This is a genomic window from Lacibacter luteus (genome assembly GCF_004118265.1).
GTDB lineage: Bacteria > Bacteroidota > Bacteroidia > Chitinophagales > Chitinophagaceae > Lacibacter > Lacibacter luteus.
On record NZ_SDHW01000001.1, the window covers coordinates 69,886 to 93,850 of the forward strand.

At 40.3% G+C, this 23,965-nt stretch carries 20 protein-coding genes; 7 read left to right on the plus strand and 13 right to left on the minus strand.

Annotation, left to right across the window (positions count from 1 at the left end; all coding sequences use genetic code 11):
• Positions 1-61: 61 nt before the first annotated feature.
• The 13 genes from ESA94_RS00310 to ESA94_RS00370 all read right to left on the minus strand — a co-directional run bounded on the left by ESA94_RS00310 (position 62) and on the right by ESA94_RS00370 (position 14,955).
• Positions 62-769 (minus strand): succinate dehydrogenase cytochrome b subunit, encoded by a 708-nt coding sequence (locus tag ESA94_RS00310; RefSeq protein ID WP_129128870.1) that lies wholly within the window; start codon positions 767-769, stop codon positions 62-64.
• A 134-nt stretch (positions 770-903) separates the two neighbouring features.
• Complete coding sequence (locus ESA94_RS00315) at positions 904-1,701, minus strand: DUF3575 domain-containing protein (protein ID WP_129128871.1); 798 nt, start codon at positions 1,699-1,701, stop codon at positions 904-906.
• A gap of 80 nt (positions 1,702-1,781) precedes the next feature.
• Positions 1,782-2,348, minus strand: a complete 567-nt coding sequence (locus ESA94_RS00320; RefSeq protein ID WP_129128872.1) for a hypothetical protein — start codon at positions 2,346-2,348, stop codon at positions 1,782-1,784.
• Between the two features lie 68 nt (positions 2,349-2,416).
• Positions 2,417-2,668 (minus strand): Rossmann-fold NAD(P)-binding domain-containing protein, encoded by a 252-nt coding sequence (locus tag ESA94_RS00325; protein WP_129128873.1) that lies wholly within the window; start codon positions 2,666-2,668, stop codon positions 2,417-2,419.
• Positions 2,669-2,778: 110 nt separating this feature from the next.
• Positions 2,779-3,732, minus strand: a complete 954-nt coding sequence (locus tag ESA94_RS00330; RefSeq protein WP_129128874.1) for a transglutaminase family protein — start codon at positions 3,730-3,732, stop codon at positions 2,779-2,781.
• A 12-nt stretch (positions 3,733-3,744) separates the two neighbouring features.
• Entirely contained in the window at positions 3,745-4,686 is a 942-nt protein-coding gene (locus ESA94_RS00335) for an alpha-E domain-containing protein (RefSeq protein ID WP_129128875.1), read from the minus strand.
• A 126-nt stretch (positions 4,687-4,812) separates the two neighbouring features.
• The gene (locus ESA94_RS00340) at positions 4,813-6,258 is read right to left on the minus strand and encodes a circularly permuted type 2 ATP-grasp protein (protein WP_129128876.1); all 1,446 of its coding nucleotides are present in this window, start codon (positions 6,256-6,258) and stop codon (positions 4,813-4,815) included.
• Positions 6,259-6,857: 599 nt separating this feature from the next.
• Positions 6,858-8,153: a threonine synthase gene (thrC, locus tag ESA94_RS00345; RefSeq protein ID WP_129128877.1), complete on the minus strand. Its 1,296-nt coding sequence runs from the start codon at positions 8,151-8,153 to the stop codon at positions 6,858-6,860.
• A 134-nt stretch (positions 8,154-8,287) separates the two neighbouring features.
• The gene (locus tag ESA94_RS00350) at positions 8,288-9,214 is read right to left on the minus strand and encodes a homoserine kinase (protein WP_129128878.1); all 927 of its coding nucleotides are present in this window, start codon (positions 9,212-9,214) and stop codon (positions 8,288-8,290) included.
• A 5-nt stretch (positions 9,215-9,219) separates the two neighbouring features.
• Positions 9,220-11,661, minus strand: a complete 2,442-nt coding sequence (gene thrA / locus ESA94_RS00355; RefSeq protein WP_129128879.1) for a bifunctional aspartate kinase/homoserine dehydrogenase I — start codon at positions 11,659-11,661, stop codon at positions 9,220-9,222.
• Between the two features lie 287 nt (positions 11,662-11,948).
• Positions 11,949-13,160, minus strand: coding sequence for a T9SS type A sorting domain-containing protein (locus tag ESA94_RS00360; RefSeq protein ID WP_129128880.1), 1,212 nt, complete (start codon positions 13,158-13,160; stop codon positions 11,949-11,951).
• Positions 13,161-13,278: 118 nt separating this feature from the next.
• On the minus strand, positions 13,279-14,100 hold the full coding sequence (gene murQ, locus ESA94_RS00365; RefSeq protein ID WP_129128881.1) for an N-acetylmuramic acid 6-phosphate etherase: 822 nt from the start codon (positions 14,098-14,100) through the stop codon (positions 13,279-13,281).
• A gap of 9 nt (positions 14,101-14,109) precedes the next feature.
• A complete protein-coding gene (locus tag ESA94_RS00370) occupies positions 14,110-14,955 on the minus strand; it encodes an N-acetylglucosamine kinase (protein ID WP_129128882.1) in 846 nt (281 codons plus the stop codon).
• Positions 14,956-15,164: 209 nt separating this feature from the next.
• On the opposite strand from ESA94_RS00370, the gene ESA94_RS00375 reads away from it, so the two are divergent.
• The 7 genes from ESA94_RS00375 to smpB all read left to right on the plus strand — a co-directional run bounded on the left by ESA94_RS00375 (position 15,165) and on the right by smpB (position 23,942).
• A complete protein-coding gene (locus ESA94_RS00375; protein WP_240670944.1) occupies positions 15,165-16,667 on the plus strand; it encodes a S41 family peptidase in 1,503 nt (500 codons plus the stop codon).
• Positions 16,668-16,766: 99 nt separating this feature from the next.
• Complete coding sequence (locus ESA94_RS00380) at positions 16,767-18,125, plus strand: pyridoxal-phosphate dependent enzyme (RefSeq protein ID WP_129128884.1); 1,359 nt, start codon at positions 16,767-16,769, stop codon at positions 18,123-18,125.
• 775 nt (positions 18,126-18,900) lie between these two features.
• Positions 18,901-19,728: an ABC transporter substrate-binding protein gene (locus tag ESA94_RS00385; RefSeq protein WP_129128885.1), complete on the plus strand. Its 828-nt coding sequence runs from the start codon at positions 18,901-18,903 to the stop codon at positions 19,726-19,728.
• Complete coding sequence (locus ESA94_RS00390; RefSeq protein WP_129128886.1) at positions 19,712-21,223, plus strand: hypothetical protein; 1,512 nt, start codon at positions 19,712-19,714, stop codon at positions 21,221-21,223. Before ESA94_RS00385 ends, ESA94_RS00390 begins: the two co-directional genes overlap by 17 nt.
• 112 nt (positions 21,224-21,335) lie before the next feature.
• The gene (gene fbaA / locus ESA94_RS00395; RefSeq protein WP_129128887.1) at positions 21,336-22,403 is read left to right on the plus strand and encodes a class II fructose-bisphosphate aldolase; all 1,068 of its coding nucleotides are present in this window, start codon (positions 21,336-21,338) and stop codon (positions 22,401-22,403) included.
• Between the two features lie 36 nt (positions 22,404-22,439).
• Positions 22,440-23,357, plus strand: coding sequence for an acetyl-CoA carboxylase, carboxyltransferase subunit beta (accD, locus tag ESA94_RS00400; RefSeq protein ID WP_129128888.1), 918 nt, complete (start codon positions 22,440-22,442; stop codon positions 23,355-23,357).
• 150 nt (positions 23,358-23,507) lie between these two features.
• Positions 23,508-23,942, plus strand: coding sequence for an SsrA-binding protein (gene smpB / locus ESA94_RS00405; RefSeq protein ID WP_129128889.1), 435 nt, complete (start codon positions 23,508-23,510; stop codon positions 23,940-23,942).
• The last annotated feature ends 23 nt before the right edge of the window (positions 23,943-23,965 follow it).

Consider the following 23,965-nt stretch of genomic DNA (forward strand, 5'->3'; position numbering starts at 1 on the left):
ATCAAATTCGGTTATCGTACAATTAATATGGTAGTTTTTGCGAAGTCAGCTATTACGGATGTTACCCGATCCACTCGAGGTACATTGCAATTGGCATTAAAGCAAACAGTAATGAAACAATCAATGAAAAACCAACACCGATACTGCTTAACAAAACAAGGTAACGGTTGTTGCTTACACCTACAGTGCGGAACGCACTTTGAAAACCATGCATTAAATGCCAGAAAAGCGAAATACAACCAATAATATAAGCTATAACTACCCACAGCTGGCTGAAGGTTACTTTCATTAAGCTGAACATATCGTGCATGTCTACACCATTATAATTAACAGGCATATCTAAACCCTGGTGTGTAAAACGTGCAGGCACCCAAAAATGACTGAAGTGCAGAATAAAGAACAATAACAGCAATGTGCCTAATAAACCCATGCTGCGGCTGTACCATTTGCTGCCTGCGTTGCCCATTGGTTTATCGTAACCAACAGCACGTGCTTTGCGGTTGAGCATTTCAAGCATATAACCCTGCACAATGTGCAACACAATGCCGGCCATTAAACCAACTTCGAGAATGCGGATAAGAACAGTAGAACCCATGAAGTGGGCTGCTTTATTAAACATTTCGCCGTTATCATCCGGATTAAACAGATCGGCAAAAATGGTAGCATTAATACTTACATGTACAATTAAAAAAGAAATCAGAAACAAGCCGGTAAGTCCCATCACAAGTTTCTTACCAATCGAAGAGGTAAACATCTGCTTGAATGTCATAACAAATTAGTTTTTGGGGAGCCGCTGCAAATTTAGGGTATGAACAAACGCAAAATGCAGATAAGTCAGATTTGTGTAATAAAAAAATGCTCCTTTCAAAGGAGCATTCTATTTTAATCATAAACCGGTATTATTTAAAATCTGATACCAAGTGTTAGTCCGCTTCTGATACCACCCCATGGACCATCAAAAATTGCTTTTGCACTGTTTGCACTTACTTCGGCTTTGATCTTTGTAAGTGGTATTTCTATTGATTCAATTTCATTGCGGAGATCTTCCTGTTCCTGTTGTGTTAATGGTTGCGATGGAACACCACTCAATGTTCCGCTGCTTTTACCGTAATGTGCACCAAGTATCCACCAGTCAATTGAAACAGCTTTGCCTACTTTCCAATTTACACCAAATAGTAAACCACCTGAGTTTGTTGTAATATCTCCTTTTAAACGAATGGTGTTTGTTGTGCTTACGCCAGATTCATATTCAACCGGTAATTCTTCTGAGCTGAATTTTGCATAACGGTAATACGGGGCAATGTAAAAACCACGGCCGTATCCTTTTTTACTCAGGTAAAAACGAACTTCCGGAGTAATGGCCAGATTACCTGTTTTGAATTTAGCCAGGTTGTCGATGGTTTGTTGATCGGTAATATCGGCAAGTTTTACAAAAGTTGATTGAAAAGGTAATGTGGATGAAGGCATAGTACGTACACCAAGTGCCAGGGAAATATGTTTGTTCAACACACGTTCGTACTGAAAAGAAAAATTCTTTAAAGGCAAAGCAAACAGGTTTACTTTCAGGATATTCATCTTCTCTCCTGTTTTTTCACTTTTTGCCGGTTTCTTGCCGGCCGATTGATCGAGCGATTGTGCGTTTGCATTTAATGCCAGGCTGCAAATACATGCGATAGCGCAAAACTGTTTTATAAGTTGCATAACAAGTTGTTTTGGGTTTGGAAATTGAAGATAGGTAAATGGCCAAACTACCCTATACCAATTAATGGGTATTTTAACTATTAATCGAGAAGACGCTGTTCTAATTCGTCATTAATTTTTTTAAAGAGATGATAGGGTTTGTAAATACGCCAGTTATCAATCTCTTTCAGTTCGAGATAGCGATTCAGTTTAAGTTTTTTAAAATCGTATTGTGTTTGTTCCGGCATGTTCAGAATTACCGTCCAACCGTTTTCATCTGCACAGTTTTCGTACCACTCTTCGTAGTAATCTTTTTCGCTGCTGTGGAAGTTGAGTACGTTTTCGGCAATAAGAATAAATTTGTAAATGCCTTCATTCATTAGTTTTTCAATTACCTCACGCTTTAATTCCATTACATCGTTTTCAATAGCATCGTTCCATTCACCAATCAATTCAATCACTGCATATTTTTCTATGTAATCTGCAATTAATATTTTCAGGTATAATGTACGGCTGCCAAACTCATCCCATTGCGGATGGATATAGTAGTTGTATACTGTTTGCGAAAATTCAAACTCGGAGTATTGGCGGCCATAGAATGGCGATCGTTCATCTTCTTCGCTAACGTAAATATGTCGCCAGTTATAAAAAGGTTCTATATCGTGCATATCCTCAAATCAACAACAGGCTTTAGTGCCGTTGCTGCAAATTTCAAATTTGCACGCAAAACAAAAAATTAATTATCGTTACTGTTATTGTAATAGTCGGCCGTTTGCAAAATGGTGCAGGGATGTACGTAGTTAAACAATGTAGTAGTGATAAGTTCTGCAAGCTCCTGCCGGCTTACACAAAACGATTCGCTGCTGAGCGATAATTTGTATGCATGGATTTTGTGATACGCAAGAAAAGCAAGGCGGCTTGTGTGATCTTCAATGATGGCGAAGGATTCGGCAATGTGCGAATGATCGTCGAAGTAATGGCGTTTCATCGGAATCAGATTTTGGTTTAACAGATGTTGGATACAATAACAACGTAAATATAGCCCGTAAAATTGCCTTTACCTGTAGTATAACATCAACTCTTTTGTAAACCAATCGCTTATTGCTGCTGCTGTTGCTGCTGTTCTTCTGCTTCGGCCAGCTGACGTTCGGCTTCCTTATCTGTTTCGGACACGATCATTTGCACATCATTCACTTCTTCAAACATGTGCCCGTCTTCGTAACCAACCGAAACATAAACCGATAAGGTTTGCCGTGAAATACCTTTAAATGTTCCTTTTACCGGAGAACAATCGTTGAAGTTACGGCCAACTGCCAGTTTTACGTGGTGCGCTGTAGCCCAAACATTGTTGGTAGGATCGATACCAGCCCAGCCATACTGTGGTATATAAGCTTCAACCCAGGCATGTGTAGCCCCTTCGCCCCGCATACCGTTTTTATTTGGACAGATATAGCCACTTACATAACGTGCAGGAATGCCCATTGTACGCAGCAATTGTAACAACACATGTGCAAAATCCTGGCATACACCACTGCGATGATCGAGAATTTCATCAACTGTTGTTTCAATATTGGTGATGCCTTTAATGTATTTAAATTCGGAGAAGATATAGGCCGAACAGGCTTCTACTATCTGCATTACTAATTGCTGCGAACAGTTCAGCTGTTCGATAATATCGTTAATAGCCTTGGTTGACTTTATTTCTTCTGCACGTGAAAGTTCGAGCAGTTGAAAATCGTTGCTTACCAGTTCCTGCAGTTCTTCTTTGGTACTGTTAACCTGTGTAATGTTTTCTGAACCCAACGTGCGAACCATTACCCTGCTGTCAATTACAAGTGAAGTATGTGCTTCCAGCAAACTGAAATCGGCACAACGGTTTCCCCAGTAATCAATAAAGAAGAATAATTCCGGATCGGTTGAAATACTTACTTCGTGCTGCAGTATTTCCTGCTGGGTAGAAGCAACCGGGTAAATGCGTAACTGGTTTACACTTTCCTTTACAGGTCGGTTGTATGTATATTTTGTAACGTGCTGTATTTTAAAAACGGGCATTGAATCCTAAAACTAAGTGTACGAGAAAAATTGTTGACCAAGCATGTGCGAAAAACTCAGCAGGTCTGTTTTTGTTTCCTGCAAAAAGCGCTGCAATGTAGCTTGTTTAATGGAGCTTTCATCTGCAAATTTTACACGGCTGTAAATACGGCCAAATTCACGGTACAAGGCTTGCTTTTGCGGCGGTTCATTGTCTTCCAATACATCCTTCAGATACTTCTCTGCACGGGATAAAGAATAAACTACCGATCGTGGGTATAAATGATTAAGCATTGCCTGGTGTAACACATTGGAGTTAATGTTTGCACCCTGGTAACTTTTCAGATGCAGTTCATAACCTGAGAGTGAAAACAAAAGGTTACGCCAAAATAAAATGTCCTTGTTATCGTCAAGATCATAACCAATTTGCTCAAAGTGTTTGCTTGTTACATCGGTAGTAAGAATGGCCCTTTCAATAAAACGACCAAGACTCATAAAGTTCCAGCCCATACCACGTGGCATGGTTGTATCGGTAACGCCTACGTAAGTTAAACAGAGCTTAAGAAAATGATCGATGGTTGGTAATGCTTCCGAACCGGTTAGTTTTTTATCGAGCCCGGCCTGGTTAACGGTGTGATAAATAAGATTTACTTCTTCCCACACCTCCTTTGTAATATGATCCTGCATGCCCCTTGCATTTTCTCTTGCTTTGGTAATAATGCAGCGTAAAGAATTTTGATTCGAAGGCCGCATGATCAGATACTGCAATGCATCGGCTGGCGAATATTCAATTGCTTTAATTTCTTCGGCATTTAGTGTGCCGAACATTTCCAGCACCGGTTTCCACGAATACACACCGTGTGGTCCTTTATCGAGCGATATAAAATAATTCGTTAGTAATACACGCAACAAACCTTCGGCCCGTTCCATATAACGGTTCATCCAGAACATTGAATCGGCAACACGACTAAGCATTTATGATTTCTGATTTTAGATTTATGATTTTGTTTCTGGTTTCAATGATGCGGTATTTCCTACATGTAACCAGTAACTTGAAACGGTTTTGATTTTCGTACTTCCAACTTTGTATCTCGTACTTAATTAATCAATCACCCAAGTGTCTTTACTTCCTCCTCCCTGCGATGAGTTAACTACAAGTGAACCTTCTTTCAATGCAACACGTGTTAAACCACCCGGAACGATCTTTACGCCATCGGGTCCGCATAAAGCATAAGGACGAAGATCTACATGTCGTGCTTTTAGCTGCCCATCAATAAAACAAGGAACAGTTGATAATTGAATAATCGGTTGTGCAATAAATTCTCTCGGGTTCTTTTCAATTTCATTTTTAAACAAACGCATTTCTTCGTCTGTTGCTTTGTTGCCCATGAGCATACCATAACCTCCACTTTGGTTGGTTCGTTTCACTACCATCTTGTTCATGTTTTCAAACACATGTTTGCGTTCGTCTTCATTACTCATTTGGTATGTTGGTACGTTCTGCAGAATGGGTTCTTCGTTAAGGTAATATTTGATCATTGCAGGTACATAGGCATAAACCGCTTTATCATCGGCCACACCATTACCAACCGCATTGGCCAAAGCAACAGTTCCTTTACGATAGGCACCCATAATACCAGGTACACCCAACATACTATCCGGACGGAAAAGTAACGGATCCATAAACTCATCATCAATGCGGCGATAGATTACATCAACCTGTTGCAAGCCACCTGTTGTTTTCATGTACACTTTGTGGTTGTCGATCACAAGATCTCTTCCTTCAACCAGCTGTATTCCCATTTGCCGTGCAAGAAATGTATGTTCGTAATAAGCCGAATTATAAACCCCCGGTGTAAGTAATACCACTGTTGGTTTGCTTATTGCACGTGGCGACAATGCCATTAAGTTATTGTGCAGCAACAATGGATAATTATTCACCATACGTACATTGGCTTTAACCAGCAGATCTGGGAAAAGTCGCTTGGTTACTTCCCTGTTCTCTAACATGTACGATACGCCTGATGGCGTACGCAGGTTATCTTCCAGGATATAGAATGTGCCATCTTCGCCACGAATAAGATCGATACCGGAAATATGTACATAAATATCATGGGGAACTTTTATACCTGCTACTTCCCGCAGGTAATGCTGGCAGGATGCAATGAGTTCGGCAGGGATGATTTTGTCTTTAATGATCTGCTGCTCATTGTAGATATCTTTCAGAAAAAGGTTTAGTGTTTTTAAACGTTGTGTAATTCCTTTTTCTATATGATCCCATTCGGCAGCAGTGATGATGCGTGGCAGAATATCAAAGGGAAAAATGCGCTCAATACCGGCATTATCGCTGTATACCGTAAATGTGATGCCCTGGTTCATAAACAACTCGCCGGCGAGTTTGTCTTTTGTACGCAGTTCGTCAATACTGTGTACGCCCAAAGCTTCTACTAATTTTTGGTAAGGAAGGCGGATATGCCCGTTCTGCTGCATTTCATCAAACAAAGCAGGGTTTGTCTGATAATACTTTATCAGTGTTTCAGTCTCCATTATCGATTTTAGTGTTAATGAAAAAGAGTTGCCAGCGCACAAATTTGTACGGCAAACAACTCTTCGCTCAATTTAAGGAAAACAGCTTAGTTGATGAAATAAATTATTAAATGCTCTTAAAATCGTTGTTATTAAGAAATAAAGAAAAAATGAAATTTAGAAGGGCAAAGAACAATATTGGCAGTACAATGAGAAAAAAAGTTATTGTACTGTCTAGCCATGAAGGTTGAGAGGAAAGGTTTGTATTCCACAACTTCCCTTCTTCAGTTTGGTTAACAAAAGTGTAATCCTTGTCTTTGTAAAGCTTTGAAATTTTTCCTTTTGATAGCAAGTAATTATTTACTCTATGATAATATTTGCTGATGATGTATAAGAATACAGAATAGTAAAATGGGATCATACTTGCATTTAAAATCGCAAACTGTACTTTTCTACCATAAAAGAGAAAAATACAAAAAGGGAAGACAAGACTGATCAGGATCGCAGAGGATATTATTTTTTTACTATACAACTTTTGAGTGAAGATGAAAGTAAAGAATAAATGTACAATAACGAACCCAAGTATGATAAAGCTCATTGCCTGATTTTTTACTTTATCCTTATTGCTTTAAAAAATCTTTTAAGGCTTCAAACGTAGCATTAATTTTTGTTGACTGCTTTGGCAGATCAATGATGTCTTTTACAGATTCGGGTAATGGTACTGTTTCATTTAAAACCGGTTCCACCACATCATAAAATTTTACAGGGTGTGCTGTTTCGAGGAACATACCTTTTAATAACGAATGTTGCTGCAGGTATTCTTCCAACGCAAGGTATCCAACAGCACCATGCGGATCGAGTGTATAGCCTGTTGCATCAAACACACGTTTCATTGTTTGTTTAGTTGCTTCATCGGTAATACTTACACTGCTGAATTTTTCTTTCAGCTGCGGAAACTGTTGATGGAATAATTCAAGTATGCGTACAAAGTTGCTGGGATTACCAACATCCATTGCATTACTGATAGTAGCAACGGCAGCTTTGGGTTGGTATTGCTGGCTCTGCATGTAATTAGGCACAACATTGTTGGCATTACAGGCTGCAATAAAATGTTGTACCGGTAAACCGCTCATGTGTGCTAATATGCCTGCACAGATATTACCAAAGTTGCCGCTTGGTACAGCAATAACCGGCGCCTGCTCTTTCTGTTTCCATTGTTTATATGCAAAGAAATAGTAGAACTGCTGTGGCAACCATCTTGCAACGTTGATGGAGTTTGCCGAGGTAAGAAATAATTGTTTGTTGAGCTCCGCATCTGTAAACGCCTGTTTCACCATTTGCTGACAATCATCAAATGTACCGTTTACCTCCAGGGCATGAATGTTTTTACCAAGCGTTGTAAGCTGTTTCTCCTGCACACTGCTTACTTTACCACTTGGATAAAGAATAACCACATCTACTCCATCCACATCGAAAAAACCATTTGCAACAGCGCCGCCTGTATCGCCGCTGGTGGCAACAAGCACAGTTACTTTTTTGCCTGCACCTTTTACAAACTCACCAAGACACCTGCTCATAAACCTTGCACCAACATCTTTAAACGCCAGTGTTGGCCCGTGAAATAATTCAAGTGATGAGATGTTTTCTGTTACCAGTACTAACGGAATCGGAAAGTTGACGGTTTCGGATACAATGCGAAACAGGTCATCTTCCTTTATTTCGTTACCCACATAAGGTTTAATAACACGAAAAGCAATTTCTTCGTTGCTGATGTTTTCGATGTTACTGATAAGTTCTTTATCAACCTGTGGAATAGTTTCGGGAAAGTACAATCCTTTATCGGGGGCCTGGCCAAGTATGGTTGCTTCTTTAAACGAAGCAATGGGCGATTGTTTATGTAAGCTGTAGTAATTCAATTTGAAAAAGTTTTTTGTTATTCGATTTTAAACGTCATGTCGAGGAACGAGGCATCTCTGCAATTGCAGGCAGGAATATTTTTTGAGACCTCTCCTGCGTCGAGGTGACGGAGAAGCTTCGTAACTCGTACTTCTTACTTCGTACTTATCTCACTTACTCCTTCCTGCGCAATAGAAGTAACATAAGTTTTATAATCGATGCCCAGGCGCTGAAACACTTCCTGCATAATCAGTTCAACACTTTTTGCAGTTGCTTCATCGGTACTCAACATAAAGATCGATGGTCCACTGCCCGAAATACCGCCGCCTAATGCTCCGGCTTCTTTGCTTCTGGTTTTAATTTCATCAAAGCCGGGAATTAAAATGCTGCGTACAGGTTCAATGATTACATCTTCCAAACTACGACCGATAAGATCGGTATCGCCTTTTTCAAAACCTGCAACCAACCCTGCAATATTTCCCCATTGCTTAATGGCATCTTTCAACAACACTTCTTTGCGAAGGATCTGTCTTGCATCACTTGTTTTTACTTCTATCTGCGGATGCACAACTGTTACAAACAACGAAGGTGAGTTAAGCGGCACAATATCCAACGGATGAATAGAACGGATAAGTGTTACGCCACCGGTAATGCAAGGTGTAATGTTATCGGCATGCTTTACACCACTCGCCAGCTTTTCACCATTCATGGCGAATTGCACCAGTTCATCTTTTGTAAAACGATTCTCCAGTAAATAGTTTGCAGCAACCGCAGCACCGGCAGCACTTGCAGCACTGGAGCCAAGACCACTACCGGGTTTAATATGCTTTTCAATTTCAACTTCAAAGCCAATATTATCGCCCAGCTTTTCCATGATCGATAACAATACCACACCTGCCACATTTTTTTCTGCTTCGGTTGGTAAGTTGTAATCATCTTTATTGGTGATGATCACTTTGGGTTCGTTGATCAGTTTCAGTTTCATAATATCGTATGGCTCTTTCAGCGCCATACCCAATATATCGAAACCACAAACGAGGTTGGCAACAGTTGCCGGACATTTCACTACTACTTCTTTCATCGGTCTTATTTTTGAGCTGCTCTTAAAATATCTGCAAATACACCACTGGCAGTAACTTCGGCACCGGCTCCGGCGCCTTTCACCACCATCGGTTGTTCTTTATAGCGATCGGTATAAAATAACACCACATTGTCTTTACCATACAAATGATAGAGATCGTGTTGCGGCGGAATATGCTGCAAGCCTACACCTGCTTTACCATCTGCAAAACTTGCTACAAATTTCAGCTTACAGTTTTCTGCATGTGCTTTATCGTAAATGGCTTTGAAGTGTGCTTCTTCTTTTTTCATTGCTTCGTAAAAATCAGCGACACTACCCTGCATGCAACTGTCGGGCAAGAAACCATTACAGCTGATCTCTTCCATTTCCATCTGCACACCTGCTTCACGAGAAAGGATCAATATCTTACGCATTACATCCACCCCGCTTAAATCCAAACGAGGATCGGGTTCGGTATATCCTTCGTCCTGTGCCTGTTTTACAACTTCTGCAAACGGTCTGCTTCCATCGTAGTTGTTAAACACAAAGTTGAGTGTACCGCTTAATACCGCTTCCATTTTATGTACACGATCGCCGCTACGCATCAAGTCATTCAATGAACCGATAATGGGCAAGCCTGCACCTACATTTGTTTCAAACAAGAAAGGCGCATTAAATTCCGATGAAAGATGTTTGAGTTTTTTATAATTACTTAATTGCGATGATGCGGCTACTTTATTACACGCAACAACGGCAATACTTTTCTCCAGCAGCGATGCATATACTCCGGCAATGGCTGCGTTTGCTGTAACATCAACAAAAACTGAGTTGCGCAAATTGCGCTTAATGATCGATTGCACAAATGCCTGCAGATCGGCTTGTTCTGCATTAGCCAGACTGTCTTCCCATTTCGCAAGATCAATACCGTTTTCATCGATGAGCATTTTACGACTGTTGCTTAAACCAACAATGTTTACCTGTAAACGTAACTGCTGTTCAAGAAAACTTTGCTGTTGCTTTAACTGATCGAGTAATTTCTTGCCTACATTACCTGTGCCTACAATAAACAGGTTCACCTGTTTTTTTGTTGTTTCGAAAAACTCTTCGTGTAAAACGTTTACTGCTTTGCGTACATCGGCCGCAGCAACTACTGCAGAAATATTTCTTTCGGTTGAACCTTGTGCAATTGCACGGATGTTGATACCGTTACGTCCCAATGCAGAAAACATGCGTCCGCTGATACCTGTGTGATGACGCATCTGATCGCCAACCAATGCAACGATCGATAATTGTTCTTCTATCTGCAATGGCTCTACTTTATCGCTGTTGATCTCGTATTCAAATGCTTTGTCAACCACTTCTTTTGCACGACCAGCCAAAGCAGCATCAACACCTACACAAATACTATGTTCAGATGAGCCTTGTGTAATGAGAATAACGTTGATCTGTGCATTTGCCAATGCAGCAAACAAACGGCTGCTGAAACCGGGAATACCGATCATACCACTTCCTTCGAGGCTTAATAAAGCAAGAGAGTTGATGCTTGATATGCCTGTGATAATATTGCTTGATTCCGATTTGAATTCAATCACCGTTCCATGATCATTTGCTGCAAATGTATTCTTGATCCATGTTGGAATATTTTTCGACAACACCGGTTGAATGGTTGGCGGATAGATCACTTTTGCTCCAAAGTGCGAAAGCTCCATTGCTTCCTGGTAAGAAATGGATGGGATGATCTTTGCATTGGCAACCCAACGTGGGTCGGCTGTCATCATACCGCTTACATCGGTCCATATTTCCAAAGCACTTGCATCTACTGCTGCTGCAAGAATTGCTGCTGTGTAATCCGATCCACCACGACCTAAGGTTGTAGTAATCTGTTCTTCATTACCTGCAATAAAACCGGGTACAACAATCAATTTGGCGTTCGCTTGTTGTACATAATCTTTTATCTGTTGATTGGTTACAGCAAAATCAACTGCTGCATTACCGTAGTTGGCATTTGTGCGAATGAGTTCACGTGCATCTTTCCAAACAGCAACAATACCTGCATGATTCAATGCTGCATTGATGATGGTAGAAGAAAGCAACTCGCCATAACTTACCAGTTTATCTTTTGTTCGTAAAGAAGATTCGCTGAGGAGATAAATACCGTTGCAGATATCTTCAATTTCGTTACAGTATTTCTTTACCATACTCAGTACACTGCTTTGATGCTGTACCGGAATAAGCGCTTTCACTGCATCGAGATGTCTTGTTTCGATCTGCTTTAAAAGTTCTTTATACGATTCATCGTCTGCAGCAGCTTTTGCGCCACAGTTTAAGAGCAGATCGGTAGTGCCGCTCATAGCACTTACCACTAAAAACAACGATTCGTGTTGAAGTTTTTCTTTTACAATGTCAGCAACCTTTTTAATTGCTTCTGCACTTCCCATTGAAGTGCCGCCAAATTTTAAAACCAGCATATAAGATTAACGTTAAATGATCAGTAGAGTTTCTGTTCTTGCAGCAATTTGTGCCCTTGGGGTAATATGGTAATGTACAATCCGCTTAGCGGATTGTTGTTGTAAACGTAGTTGTACCTGTAGCCGAAATAGCTACTGGAGTGGAGATTGTATGTACAACTGTCTGTTTCATTATGGTGTGAAGTTAAACAGCGGTTTCCATTCAACAAGCGTTAGTCTTAAAATATATTTGAAATAAATAAAAAGAGCTGCATTGCTGCAGCCCTTTACCGTATTGATTTTTCGCTTTATTGAAGAATAAATTTAGAAGTATACACTGCTTTCAATTCGCTGTTGAGCACTTTTACAAAGTACATGCCCTTGCTTATTTTTTTGTTGAGTTCAACTCCTTCAAATTGTCCGGGCCCGCTGATGTTTACGATTTTATTCAGCAACAGTTTGCCTGAAATATCCATAACCTGAATTGTATGAATACCTGTTGTTGTTTCTTCGAAGTTTAATTGAAAACGATATTCTGTTACAGGATTGGGATACATGCTGATCTTTTGATTTGCTGTTTCAAATGGAGAACGGCCTTGTACGTATTGTCCATTATTAATTGCCGGACGAAGTGCAAGATTGCTGCTTGCCAGATCTGATGCATTGATGCGTTGGTCTTTTGTAAATGCAAGTTTTGCCTGCAGCTGATCAAGCTCGATTTGATAAAAAGGTTGATTGCCGTAGCTGCAGGAAAGCAATATCATTCCTTCATCGTTTACTGCAGCACCGTTAACCGTAAAGTTTTCAGGCAAACCTTTAATTGTTCCAAGGTTCGTTGTAATTCTTGTTTCCGGATCAATTGAAAATACCTGCTGTCTTTGTGAAATGAGGTAAAGCAAACCATCTGTACCTGCAACAACATCGCCACCCCAACTGCTGCATTGGCTGTGTACCGACATTGCACCGTTAGCAGCTGCATCAACAAGATTGCCTAAGTCGGTAAGTTGTGGTTTTTTGCCCGTAGTAAAGCGATAGAGATGATTACCGTCGTTGGTTATTGCATAACCGTATCCATCTGCTCCAATCACCATTCTGGTAATATGATTTGCAGGATCGTTTAAATTAAGCTCATTCAATACCGCAGATGATGTTGTATAATATTTTGCTTCAGCCGGCGTACGCACATCGGCCCAACGTAATTCTGCAACACGCATCGGAATAAAAAACATGCGTTGTGTTTTACCATCGTAAGCTGCTGCCGCAACAGTTGTAGTAGTTGGCAAAGCATTGCCGGTTGTTGTACGTTGCTGATTAGTTTCAATATCAACTACTGCAGCATGTTGTTTCCTGTAATCGTAGATGGTTTGTACCAACTCTCCTTTTTTACTGTTCATCAATTCAATATTCAGCCAGCTCGCCTGGTTTTCGGGAGCACTGATCATATAAACAAACGATGATTTTTGCGCTGCTGATGATAAAGCAATGAAAAGGAAAGCGGAGAGTAAAAAATTCTCTTTCATAATGTGCAGTTTTATTGGTGTTTACCGAAATGGAAGATATAAGTTACAACCATTCGCAGCCAATTGCAACCCTTTCGGGTACATTTTTATGAACGAGAATAAGGGCGGATGGACTGATTTATCCGCCTATAGCAGTAAGTGCTTTTTTTACGGTACCATGTGTAAGCAGCAGATCTTTTGCCTCTTCGTAATTAGTAATGCCGCTTCGGAGCATGAGCATTTTTACTCCACGGTCTACCAGCTTTTCGTTACTCAGCTGCATATTTACCATACGGTTGTCTTCTACCCTGCCAAGCTGTATCATGATGGAAGTGGAGATCATGTTCAGCACAAGTTTTTGGGCGGTGCCGCTTTTCATACGGGTGCTGCCGGTTACAAACTCGGGCCCAACAATTACTTCAATAGGAAAATCGGCTGCCTGCGATACAGGTGAGTTGGGGTTACAGCTGATGCTGCCGGTAATGATATTTCGTTTACGGCATTCTTCCAGTGCACCAATTACATAAGGTGTTGTACCGCTTGCGGCAATGCCAATTACAACATCTTTGTCGGAAATAGTATAAGCTTCAAGATCGGCCCAGCCTTGTTCCTTGCTGTCTTCTGCAAATTCTACAGCATTGGTAATGGCTTTTTCGCCCCCTGCAATGATACCGATCACCAAACCATAAGGAACACCGTAAGTTGGCGGACATTCGCTGGCATCAACAATGCCCAAACGGCCGCTTGTGCCTGCGCCAATGTAAAACAAACGGCCACCCATCAACATCTTATCGGTAATGGCAGAAACCAATGGTTCTATTTGAGGAATTGCTTTTTCAACAGCAGCAGGTACAATACTGTCTTCTTTGTTGATGTTGTGCAGCAACTCAGCTGCACTCATGTTTTCGAGGTGATGATAATGCGATTCCTGTTCTGTAATCCGTACAAATTGATCTGCCATGCTGCAAAATTAGCTATGATATTCGATTAAACCCTGCATTGGATTTTTAAGGATGCGGCCAAGCTGTAACTCGTAGGTATTACAAAGTGTTTTAATCACATCTTTAAATGCAAAGGCTACGCCACCTGTAAAATGAATGGGGTGTAACCAGCTTTCACGATACTTATATAAGTGTGTATAGAAAAATTCGTTGAGCGAATCTTCAACAATATTTTCAACCATGTAGTGCCCACGGTTCTCACTCAAAAAAAGTGCATAAGATGCAATATAGCGATTGGCTAAAGGCATGCGGTAAACATGGTTGAGGATATCGGTACGGTCGGTTGCGTACTTGGCATTGAATTTGGCCATCAGTTCTTCATCGAAGGTATTGTAGAGAAAATGCTGAATTACTTTCCGGCCCAGATATGCACCACTGCCTTCATCGCCCAAAATATAGCCAATACCCGGACTGTTTTTGGCGACCTTTTTTCCGTTGTAATAGCAGCAGAAAGAGCCTGTGCCCAGGTTTACAACCATTCCCCTTTTATCGCCGCATAATCCTTTTGCAGCCGACATTATATCGTTGTCAATCTTAATTTTTTTGGCTGTATAAAAGGTTTCTTTTAAAGCGGAACGTACGTTTTTTACATTTTCCGGATTATTACAGCCTGTACCGTAATAATAGATCTCGGTGATTTTTTCCTTTTTCAGCTTTGGCTTCAGCTCTTTCAGCAGCATTTTATGAATATCATCCGTCGTCATCAAGTAAGGACTGATGCCTTGTGTAAAAAGCGTTTTCTTCTTTTTTCCACTTAAAACACTCCATTCTGTTTTAGTAGCGCCGCTATCTGCTATTAATTTAATCGAACTCATACCGTTATTACGTTTTTCGGGCCTTTACTGTAATTTATTAAAATCGGGATAAAAGTAGGAAGACAATATGCTTTATTTTCATGAAATTTGCGGGTCTTTTACCAGATAATAAGTTCATGAATCAAAAGAAAGTTCAAGTTTGGTTGCCGGTTGTGTTGTCCGTTACCTTGGTTTTGGGGATGTTTTTTGGTTATAAACTCCGGGACAATATGGGCAGCTATGCCCCTTCTTTTTTCCATCGTACAAAGAAAAATCCTGTTCAGGAAATTCTTACACTCATACAACAGAAATATGTTGATACGGTAAATGTTGATTCGCTGGGCGAATTTGCTATTCAGGATTTGTTGAGCCAGCTCGATCCGCATTCTACTTACATTCCGCCTGTTGAGCTGGATATGGTAAATGAAAAAATGCAAGGCAATTTTCAAGGTGTTGGAATTGAATTTGGAATGCTGAACGACACGCTGAATATACTTTATGTAATGCCTGACGGACCCTCTGAAGTGGCGGGTGTAAAAGTTGGCGATCAGATCATTACCGCTAACGATTCAACCATATCTGGCAAAAAGAGAAAAAGCGATGAAATCCGCCGCATTTTCCGGGGCCCGAAAGGTTCCGAAGTAAAAGGTGTTTTAATTCGTGACGGTAAAAAAGTAAACTATACCATTGTACGGAACATCATACCTATTAAAAGTGTTGATGCAGCTTACATGATTGAGCCAACTGTGGCTTACATACGTTTAAATAAGTTTTCCAGCACTACTTACGAAGAGTTTATGGAAAACCTGGAGCGCCTGCAGAAAGAAGGAATGCAAAAACTCATTCTCGATTTGCGTGGCAATGGCGGCGGTATGCTGGATGATGCTGTGCAGATTGCAGATGAGTTTTTAGACGGCAACAAAGAAATTGTTTACACAGAAGGTAAATCCTACCCCAAACAAATTTATTCTGCCCGTCGCCCTGGTCTGTTTGAAAAGGGAAAACTGGTGTTGCTGATCGATGAAAACTCAGCATCGGCAAGTGAGGTTTTAGCAGGTGCATTGCAGGATTGGGACAGGGCAACCATCATTGGTCGCCGTTCATTTGGCAAAGGACTGGTGCAGGAACAATTCAGTTTAAGCGATGGAAGCGCAGTACGTTTAACCGTATCAAGATATTTTACACCAATTGGCCGCAGTATTCAAAAGCCTTACAGCAGAGCCGATCGTGAAAAATATGAAGCGGAAGTGCAGAACCGTTTTACCAATGGTGAAGTGTTTCACGGCGATTCGTCTGCACACAATGGAAAAGCCTTCAAAACAAAAGGCGGGCGTGTTGTATATGGTGGTGGTGGTATTTCGCCGGATGTGTATGTTGCAATTGATACTTCAGCTGTTTTACCCCGCAATAAACGTCCGAAAATAAGAGGCTTTGTAAGCGATGCAGCTTATTTGTATTTCATCAAAAACAAAAAGCAGATCAGTGCTTTCAAATCGGCTTCTCAGTTGCAACAGCATCTTGCTGCAAATGCCGATGCACTTTCTTTTCTTACAACTAATCTGGCGAAAGACAGTGTGAATCTCTCAGCTTTTACTGCCCCTCAACAAAAAAATCTTACTGAAAACTTTATCAGTATGATCAGTTGGTATGTTTGGTATAACGAGGGTTATGCCCGTGTTAAAAACAGTTCCGACCCGATTGTATTAAAAGCTTTGCAGGAAATTAAAAAGTAATATCCCTCTTTCGTATTGCTACTTTGTTAACAACGGGCTACTAACCGTTAGTGTACAGTTATTCCTTGTACATTTGTGCACTTAACAGAAGAAAATACTATGGATATTAAGAATAACATTCTTGAAACGATTGGAAACACACCCCTCATCAGGTTAAACAAAGTAACCCGCAATTTTCCTTGTACTGTGGCAGCAAAGGTTGATTATTTCAACCCCGGCAACTCTATTAAAGACCGCATGGCGTTGAAGATGGTTGAAATTGCTGAAAAGGAAGGCAAACTAAAACCCGGTGGAACCATCATTGAAGGCACCAGCGGTAATACCGGTATGGGCCTGGCATTGGCAGCTGTTGTAAAAGGTTATAAATGCATTTTTGTTACTACCGATAAACAATCGAAAGAGAAAGCTGATATACTTAAAGCTGTTGGTGCGGAAGTAATTGTTTGTCCCACAAATGTTGCTCCCGAAGATCCCCGCAGTTATTACAGTGTTGCTGCACGTTTGGCAAAGGAAGTACCCAACTCCTATCATATGAATCAATACGACAATCTTGCAAACAGGTTGGCGCATTACGAAACAACCGGTCCTGAAATATGGAAGCAGACCGATGGAAAAATTACACATCTTGTTTGTACAGCGGGTACAGGTGGTACTATTACCGGTGCTGCTATGTATTTGAAAGAGAAAAACCCAAACATACAGGTATGGGCAATTGATGTGTATGGTTCATTACTTACAAAGTATTTCCGCACCGGAGAAATTGATATGGGTGAAGTGCATCCATACATCAGCGAAGGTTTTGGAGAAGACTTCGTTCCTAAAAATTATGAGATGCGTGTTATCGATCATTTTGAACAGGTAACCGATAAAGATGGTGCTGTTATGGCCCGTCGTTTAGCAAAAGAAGAAGGTTTATTCTGTGGATACAGTGCCGGCAGTTGTTTGCAGGGATTAATGCAACTGAAAGATCGCCTGAAGAAAGATGATCTTGTGGTTTGTATTCTGCACGATCATGGCAGCCGTTATGTAGGAAAGATTTATAATGATCAATGGATGATGGAACGTGGGTTCCTCGATGTAAAAACGTTTAAGGATATTGTTTCATCCCGTGCTCACAACCGCTTAATAAGTGTTGAGCCGGCAAATACTGTTGCCGAAACGGTGGAGCTGATGAAGAAATACGATATTGAACATTTACCTGTTATTAAGGATGGTGAGCAGGTTGGTTCTATTTCGGAAAATGGCTTGTTCAATAAAGTATTTTCTAATCCCGAAATAAAACATGCAGCCGTTGCAGAGGTAATGGAGGTTTCTTTACCTATTGTTGCGTTCGATACGCCAATTGAACGCATCAGTTCACTTATTACCAGAGAAAACGGAGCTGTGCTTAGTAAGGATGAAGCGGGCAACTACCATATTGTTACCAAATACGACATTATACAGTCGCTTACGAAATAAAAACACAATTGTATAAACACGTAAAAGCCGCTCAACAGCGGCTTTTTTAATGTCGGTTATTGCTTTTTAAGCTAAAGAAACTGTTATTTACGTAACTACACGAGTGCGTACACGTAGTTTTACGTTATCGGAGGTAAATACCGATGGTTTGAAAAAGAGAAATACTGCTCTTGTACACTTTTAACATTGCTTATACTTTTGTATCGGAAGTTGATTGAAACACAATCGCTGCTAGACTACGAGAAACACCTGAATTAGAAAATCCAAATCCATTAAAAAACCGTAACTAATTAATCCAATATCAATTGACTTCCATTTTTTGAAAAACCAGTTTTAAAAATCCAATAAACCTGTAAGAGAACCAAAACAACCGTTGAAAAATCCAAATGAAATCCTAACTGAAAGAACCGCACCAAATCCTAAAGAAAGACCAAACGAAAAATCCAAGCGTCCTAGGAAGAAAGACCAATCCTAAGTCCTGAAAAACCAAAAAAAGCCAACCGGATCAGAATTAATCCCTCTGTTGCGGAAAACCAAGAGACCAAAAAGGCTTTATCTAAAAGATCTGGATCCTAAGAAAACCAACGTAAAATCCAAACGTAATATCCTCTGAAATCCAGATCTTTTTTTCTTTTTATCTGCATTTAAACGAAGATATTTTGAAAGAAAGATGGAACGTTCCAAAATCCTAGAATGAGCTACCTGATTCTGTACCAAGAAAACTAAACACCAAAGGAACCGTTCAATTAATTAATTTGCCTGTTTGAAAAATGAAATGAAAAATTTTCACGATCAAACAGGCAAACGTGTTTTTATACCATCCCCACCTTTGCGGATTATATCGTTAGTGCCGTCGCTTACCGAATTACTTTATTCATTGCAGCTGGAAAATGAGGTAGCTGGCATTACAAAATTTTGTGTTCACCCGGAGAGTTGGTTCAGAACAAAAAAACGTATTGGCGGAACGAAAAATGTTGATGTTAACGCTGTGCAACTATTACAACCCAACATTGTAATTGCAAGCAAAGAAGAAAATGTAAAAGAACAGGTAGAAGCAATAGCCGCATTTTGCCCCGTTTATTGCTCCGATATAGCCAATTTGAATGATGCATATGAAGCGATTGAACAGATAGGGTTACTTACAGATCGTTCAGCACACGCAAAGGAATTAACGCAGCAAATTAAGCAACGCTTTGCGCAAATAACAATTGCAAAGCAAAGCCTGCGCTGCATTTATCTTATCTGGAAAAAGCCCTACATGAGTGCAGGAGGCGATACGTTTATTAACGAGATGCTTACTGCCGCAGGTTTTGAAAATGTACTGCAGGAACAAAAACGTTATCCCGAAATTACCCTGGAGCAAATAGCAGCATTAAATGTTGATGTTGTTTTCTTTTCATCAGAACCATTTCCATTTAAACAACAACATATAGATGCGTTTACAAGCGAATGGCAGTACCAAATGCCGCAAATAAAAATGCCTGCACTGCAAATAGTTGATGGAGAATTTTTCAGTTGGTATGGCAGCCGCTTATTGTATGCTGCTGAATATTTTAAAAAACTGCGGGAAAGCTTATTTTTAAGCGATGAATTTACTCATTAAGCAACGTCTTCCATTTTCACTTGCAACATTCTGTATCCTTTTTGCAGTAACATGGCCATTGTATCAATATGTTTCCGACCTGGATGCGATCGGTTATATGGAAGTAGCCCATCATTATCTTAAAGGAGAATGGAAGTTGGCAGTAAATGGTTTTTGGAATCCTCTGCATTCCTGGCTGGTACTTCCTTTACTAAAGTTGGGTTTAAATGATTGGACTGCATTTAAAATAAGTAACCTGTTTTTCTCGTTGGGCTCATTGTATGTGCTGCATTCATTGCTTAATAAGTTTGAGCTTTCGTTGTGGTTAAAAGCTGCCATTCAATATTGCAGCATCATTATTCTTTTGCACTATTGTTATTTTGAACTTGCTGCAGATGCCTTATTGGTATTCCTGCTGTTATGCTATTTCAATCTTATTAAGCAAGACGATTTTTATACAAGCACGGGCAAAAATATTCTTGCAGGTTTTATTGGAGCCATGTTATACTTCGCAAAGTCGTATGGTTTTCCTTTCTTTATTTTTCATTTTGTTGTAATACATCTTTTGTTTAACCGGCTTGCTACAGTTAAACAGTTACTTATTGGCCTGTTGGTATTTGCAGTGTGTATATTTCCGTGGCTATATGCTTTACATTGGAAGTATGGAGAGTGGATGATCGCATTTGGAAAATTTAATGCACATTGGCAGTTTGGCGATGCGCCGCTGCCCGGCCCCATCCTGCACCCCCCGCCACACGAAGGTTCATCTTCTGTTTGGGAAGATCCCTGGCATATGCGTGCAGATAATCTTGCTTCAGCTTCATTGCTGACATTGGTGCTGCATCAAATACGTGTTGTACTTTTCAATTTTCAACAATGGTTAAAATGCATACATGAGCTGAGTTTTCTTGCTTCGGCAATTTTATTTCTGTCAGGCTATATGTATTTCAAACAACGGTCGAAACAATGGTTGTATTTGCTTGTTGGTATGTTGGTTTTGCCATCGGGTTATTTGCTGCTTCATCTCGAAACAAGATTTATATGGGTAACAACATTTATCTTTTTTATTGCAGGTGCGTTATTACTGCAACAGTTAACTGCAGTTTATCCGCTTCGTAAACTGCAACAATTATTCATGTGGTTAATCTTCTTTGGTAGTTTTCTTATCGAACCGATCAACCTGTTAAAGGATCAGATCCATCATCATAAAAATATTTTTGAAGCAGCAGCCGAAATTAAAGAACAGCATATCCAGGGTCGCTTCACTTCCAACCAACGTGTTGACGAATGTATGGTGTATGCTTATCTCAGCAACAATCCATACTACACCATTTACAAACCTACTTATGCAGTTGCGGATCTAATTACGGAATTAAAGCAAAACAAGATCAGGTATTATTTTTATTATTATAGCACACAACAAGACAAAGAAGAATTTTTAAAAGGAAGCATTGCTGCAACCGGTATAAAACAAACAGAATTGTTGCCCAGCTTGCTTGTTATACAGCTTTACTAATGTGTGTTTGCTAAACGAAATTTCCTAAGAATTTAAACTCGCATTTTAACTATCTTAGCGGCGCTTAAACACAGATTTTAATCTGTCTTTTTCAACTATTAACAAACCAATTATGAGCAAGTACAAAGCCGGCGTCCTCTTTGGCGAAGAACTGGAAGCGTTATTAAATGATGCAAAAGAAAATCAGTTTGCATTACCAGCAGTAAACACAATCGGTACCAATACAATTAATGCTACACTGGAAACAGCAGCGAAAGTAAACTCGCCTGTTATTGTTCAGTTTTCAAATGGTGGTGCACAATTCATTGCAGGTAAAGGCATGCCAAACGATCAGCTGCAAGGCAATATCCGTGGTGCTATTTCAGGTGCTTTACATATTCACAACGTTGCAAAATATTATGGTGTTCCTGTTGTTTTGCATACCGATCATGCTGCAAAAAAATGGTTGCCCTGGATCAGCGGATTGATTGATGCCGGTGTTGAATTTAAAAAAGAAAAAGGTCAGCCTTTGTTCAGCTCACACATGCTGGATTTAAGTGAAGAACCAATTGAAGAAAACATCCATACTTCTGTTGAATATTTCAAACGCATGGCGCCATTGGGCATGGGTATTGAAATTGAATTAGGTGTTACAGGTGGTGAAGAAGATGGTGTTGATAACAGCGATATTGAAAACGATAAGCTCTATACGCAACCCGAGCATGTTGAATATGCTTATACTGAATTGAGCAAGGTTGGCAAATTGTTTACAGTTGCTGCCGCTTTCGGTAACGTACACGGTGTTTACAAATCCGGTAATGTACAGTTAACGCCAATTATTCTGCACAACAGCCAGGTGCATATCGAAAAGAAATTAGGTACTGGTCCAAAGCCTGTTTACTTTGTATTCCACGGTGGTAGCGGTTCGCCTCAACACCAGATCCGTGAAGCCATCAGCTACGGTGCTATTAAAATGAATATTGACACCGATCTGCAATGGGCATTCTGGGAAGGTGTATTAGACAATTACAAAGCAAAAGAAGGTTATCTCCAAGGCCAGTTGGGTAATCCTGAAGGTCCGGATAGCCCGAATAAAAAATACTACGATCCCCGTGTTTGGCTGCGTAAGGGTGAAGAAAGTTTCATTAAGCGTTTGGAAGTTGCGTTCGAAGATTTGAACTGTGTGAACAGAAACGCTTAATTGCTTACTTTTACCCACTTTTCAAATAAAGGAACGATGGCTAAAAAAGAAGAGGATATTGAAAAAAACCTGACGGGTGATGATCTTCCGCAAGAAGATGCCAGTCGCTCATCGTGGTTTAAACGGGTACAAAAAGGAATTCTTACTTCAACTTCTGAAAAGAAAGAGATCCAGGAAGGACTTTGGGCTAAGTGCCCGGAGTGCAAGTACACCTGTACAACAACTGAACTTTCAGAAAACAAATATGTTTGTCCGAAATGTAATTACCACCACCGCATCGGCAGTGGCGAATACTTCGACATATTATTTGATGGCGATGAATACACAGAGCTTTTTGCCAACATCCGCTCAAAAGATTACCTGGGCTTTACCGATCTGAAACCTTACCAGAAGCGTTTGGAAGATATCTGGAAAAAGTCTGATCTGCATGATTCTATTCGTGTAGCGGTTGGTAAAATTGAAGGAAACGAAGTACTCATCTGTTGTATGGATTTCGATTTTATTGGCGGATCGCTGGGTAGTGTAATGGGCGAAAAAGTTGCCCGTGGTGCCGATTACTGTATTGAGCACAATATTCCCATGATCATGATCTGTAAAAGTGGTGGTGCCCGTATGATGGAAAGTGCATTTTCATTGATGCAGTTAGCCAAAATTTCGGGTAAGCTTACACAGTTAAGTGATGCGAAACTCCCCTACATTTCATTGCTTACCGATCCAACCTTTGGCGGTGTTACTGCTTCCTTTGGTATGCTGGGCGATCTCAACATTGGTGAACCCGGTGCATTGATCGGTTTTGCTGGTCCACGTGTTATTAAAGAAACCATCAAGAAAGATTTGCCCGAAGGTTTCCAACGGAGCGAATTTTTACTGGAGCATGGTTTCCTTGATATGATCATCGACCGCAAGGAAATGAAACAAAAGTTCGGCGTTATCTTCTCTTTGCTTAAGAACTAAACGAACCTTTTATATTTGCAATCAGTAAAAGCGAAATCTTTTGCTGATTGCTTTTTTATTTAACGCCGGTAAGGTATGCCATACTTCTGCCGGTTTTAGATTTATCAAGTAGATCATAAGTATGGCATACCTGCACAGGTTGAAAAAAGTATGGAACTGAAGAACAGAAGCGCCTTTCACGAATATTACATCGAGGATAAACTCGTGGCAGGTATGGTATTGGTGGGAACGGAAGTAAAATCGATCCGTGACGGTAAAGTAAGTTTTGCCGATGCGTATTGCTTTTTTGATAAACATGAACTGTGGGTGAAAGGTCTGCACATTGCAGAGTATCGTTTGGGCACCACCAACAATCATATTGCAGTACACGATCGTAAACTGTTGCTCAACAAGCGTGAGATCAAGAAATGGGAAAACAAATTGAAGGATAAAGGTTATACCGTTGTGCCCTTGCGGATTTTCTTTAATGAAAACAACCTGGCAAAAATGGAAGTTGGTTTGGCAAAAGGTAAAAAGCTGCACGATAAACGGGAGACCATCAAGAACAGAGATGCAGAACGTGAAATAAAACGATACTTAAAATAAAGCAAGCAAGCCAGCGAATGCCG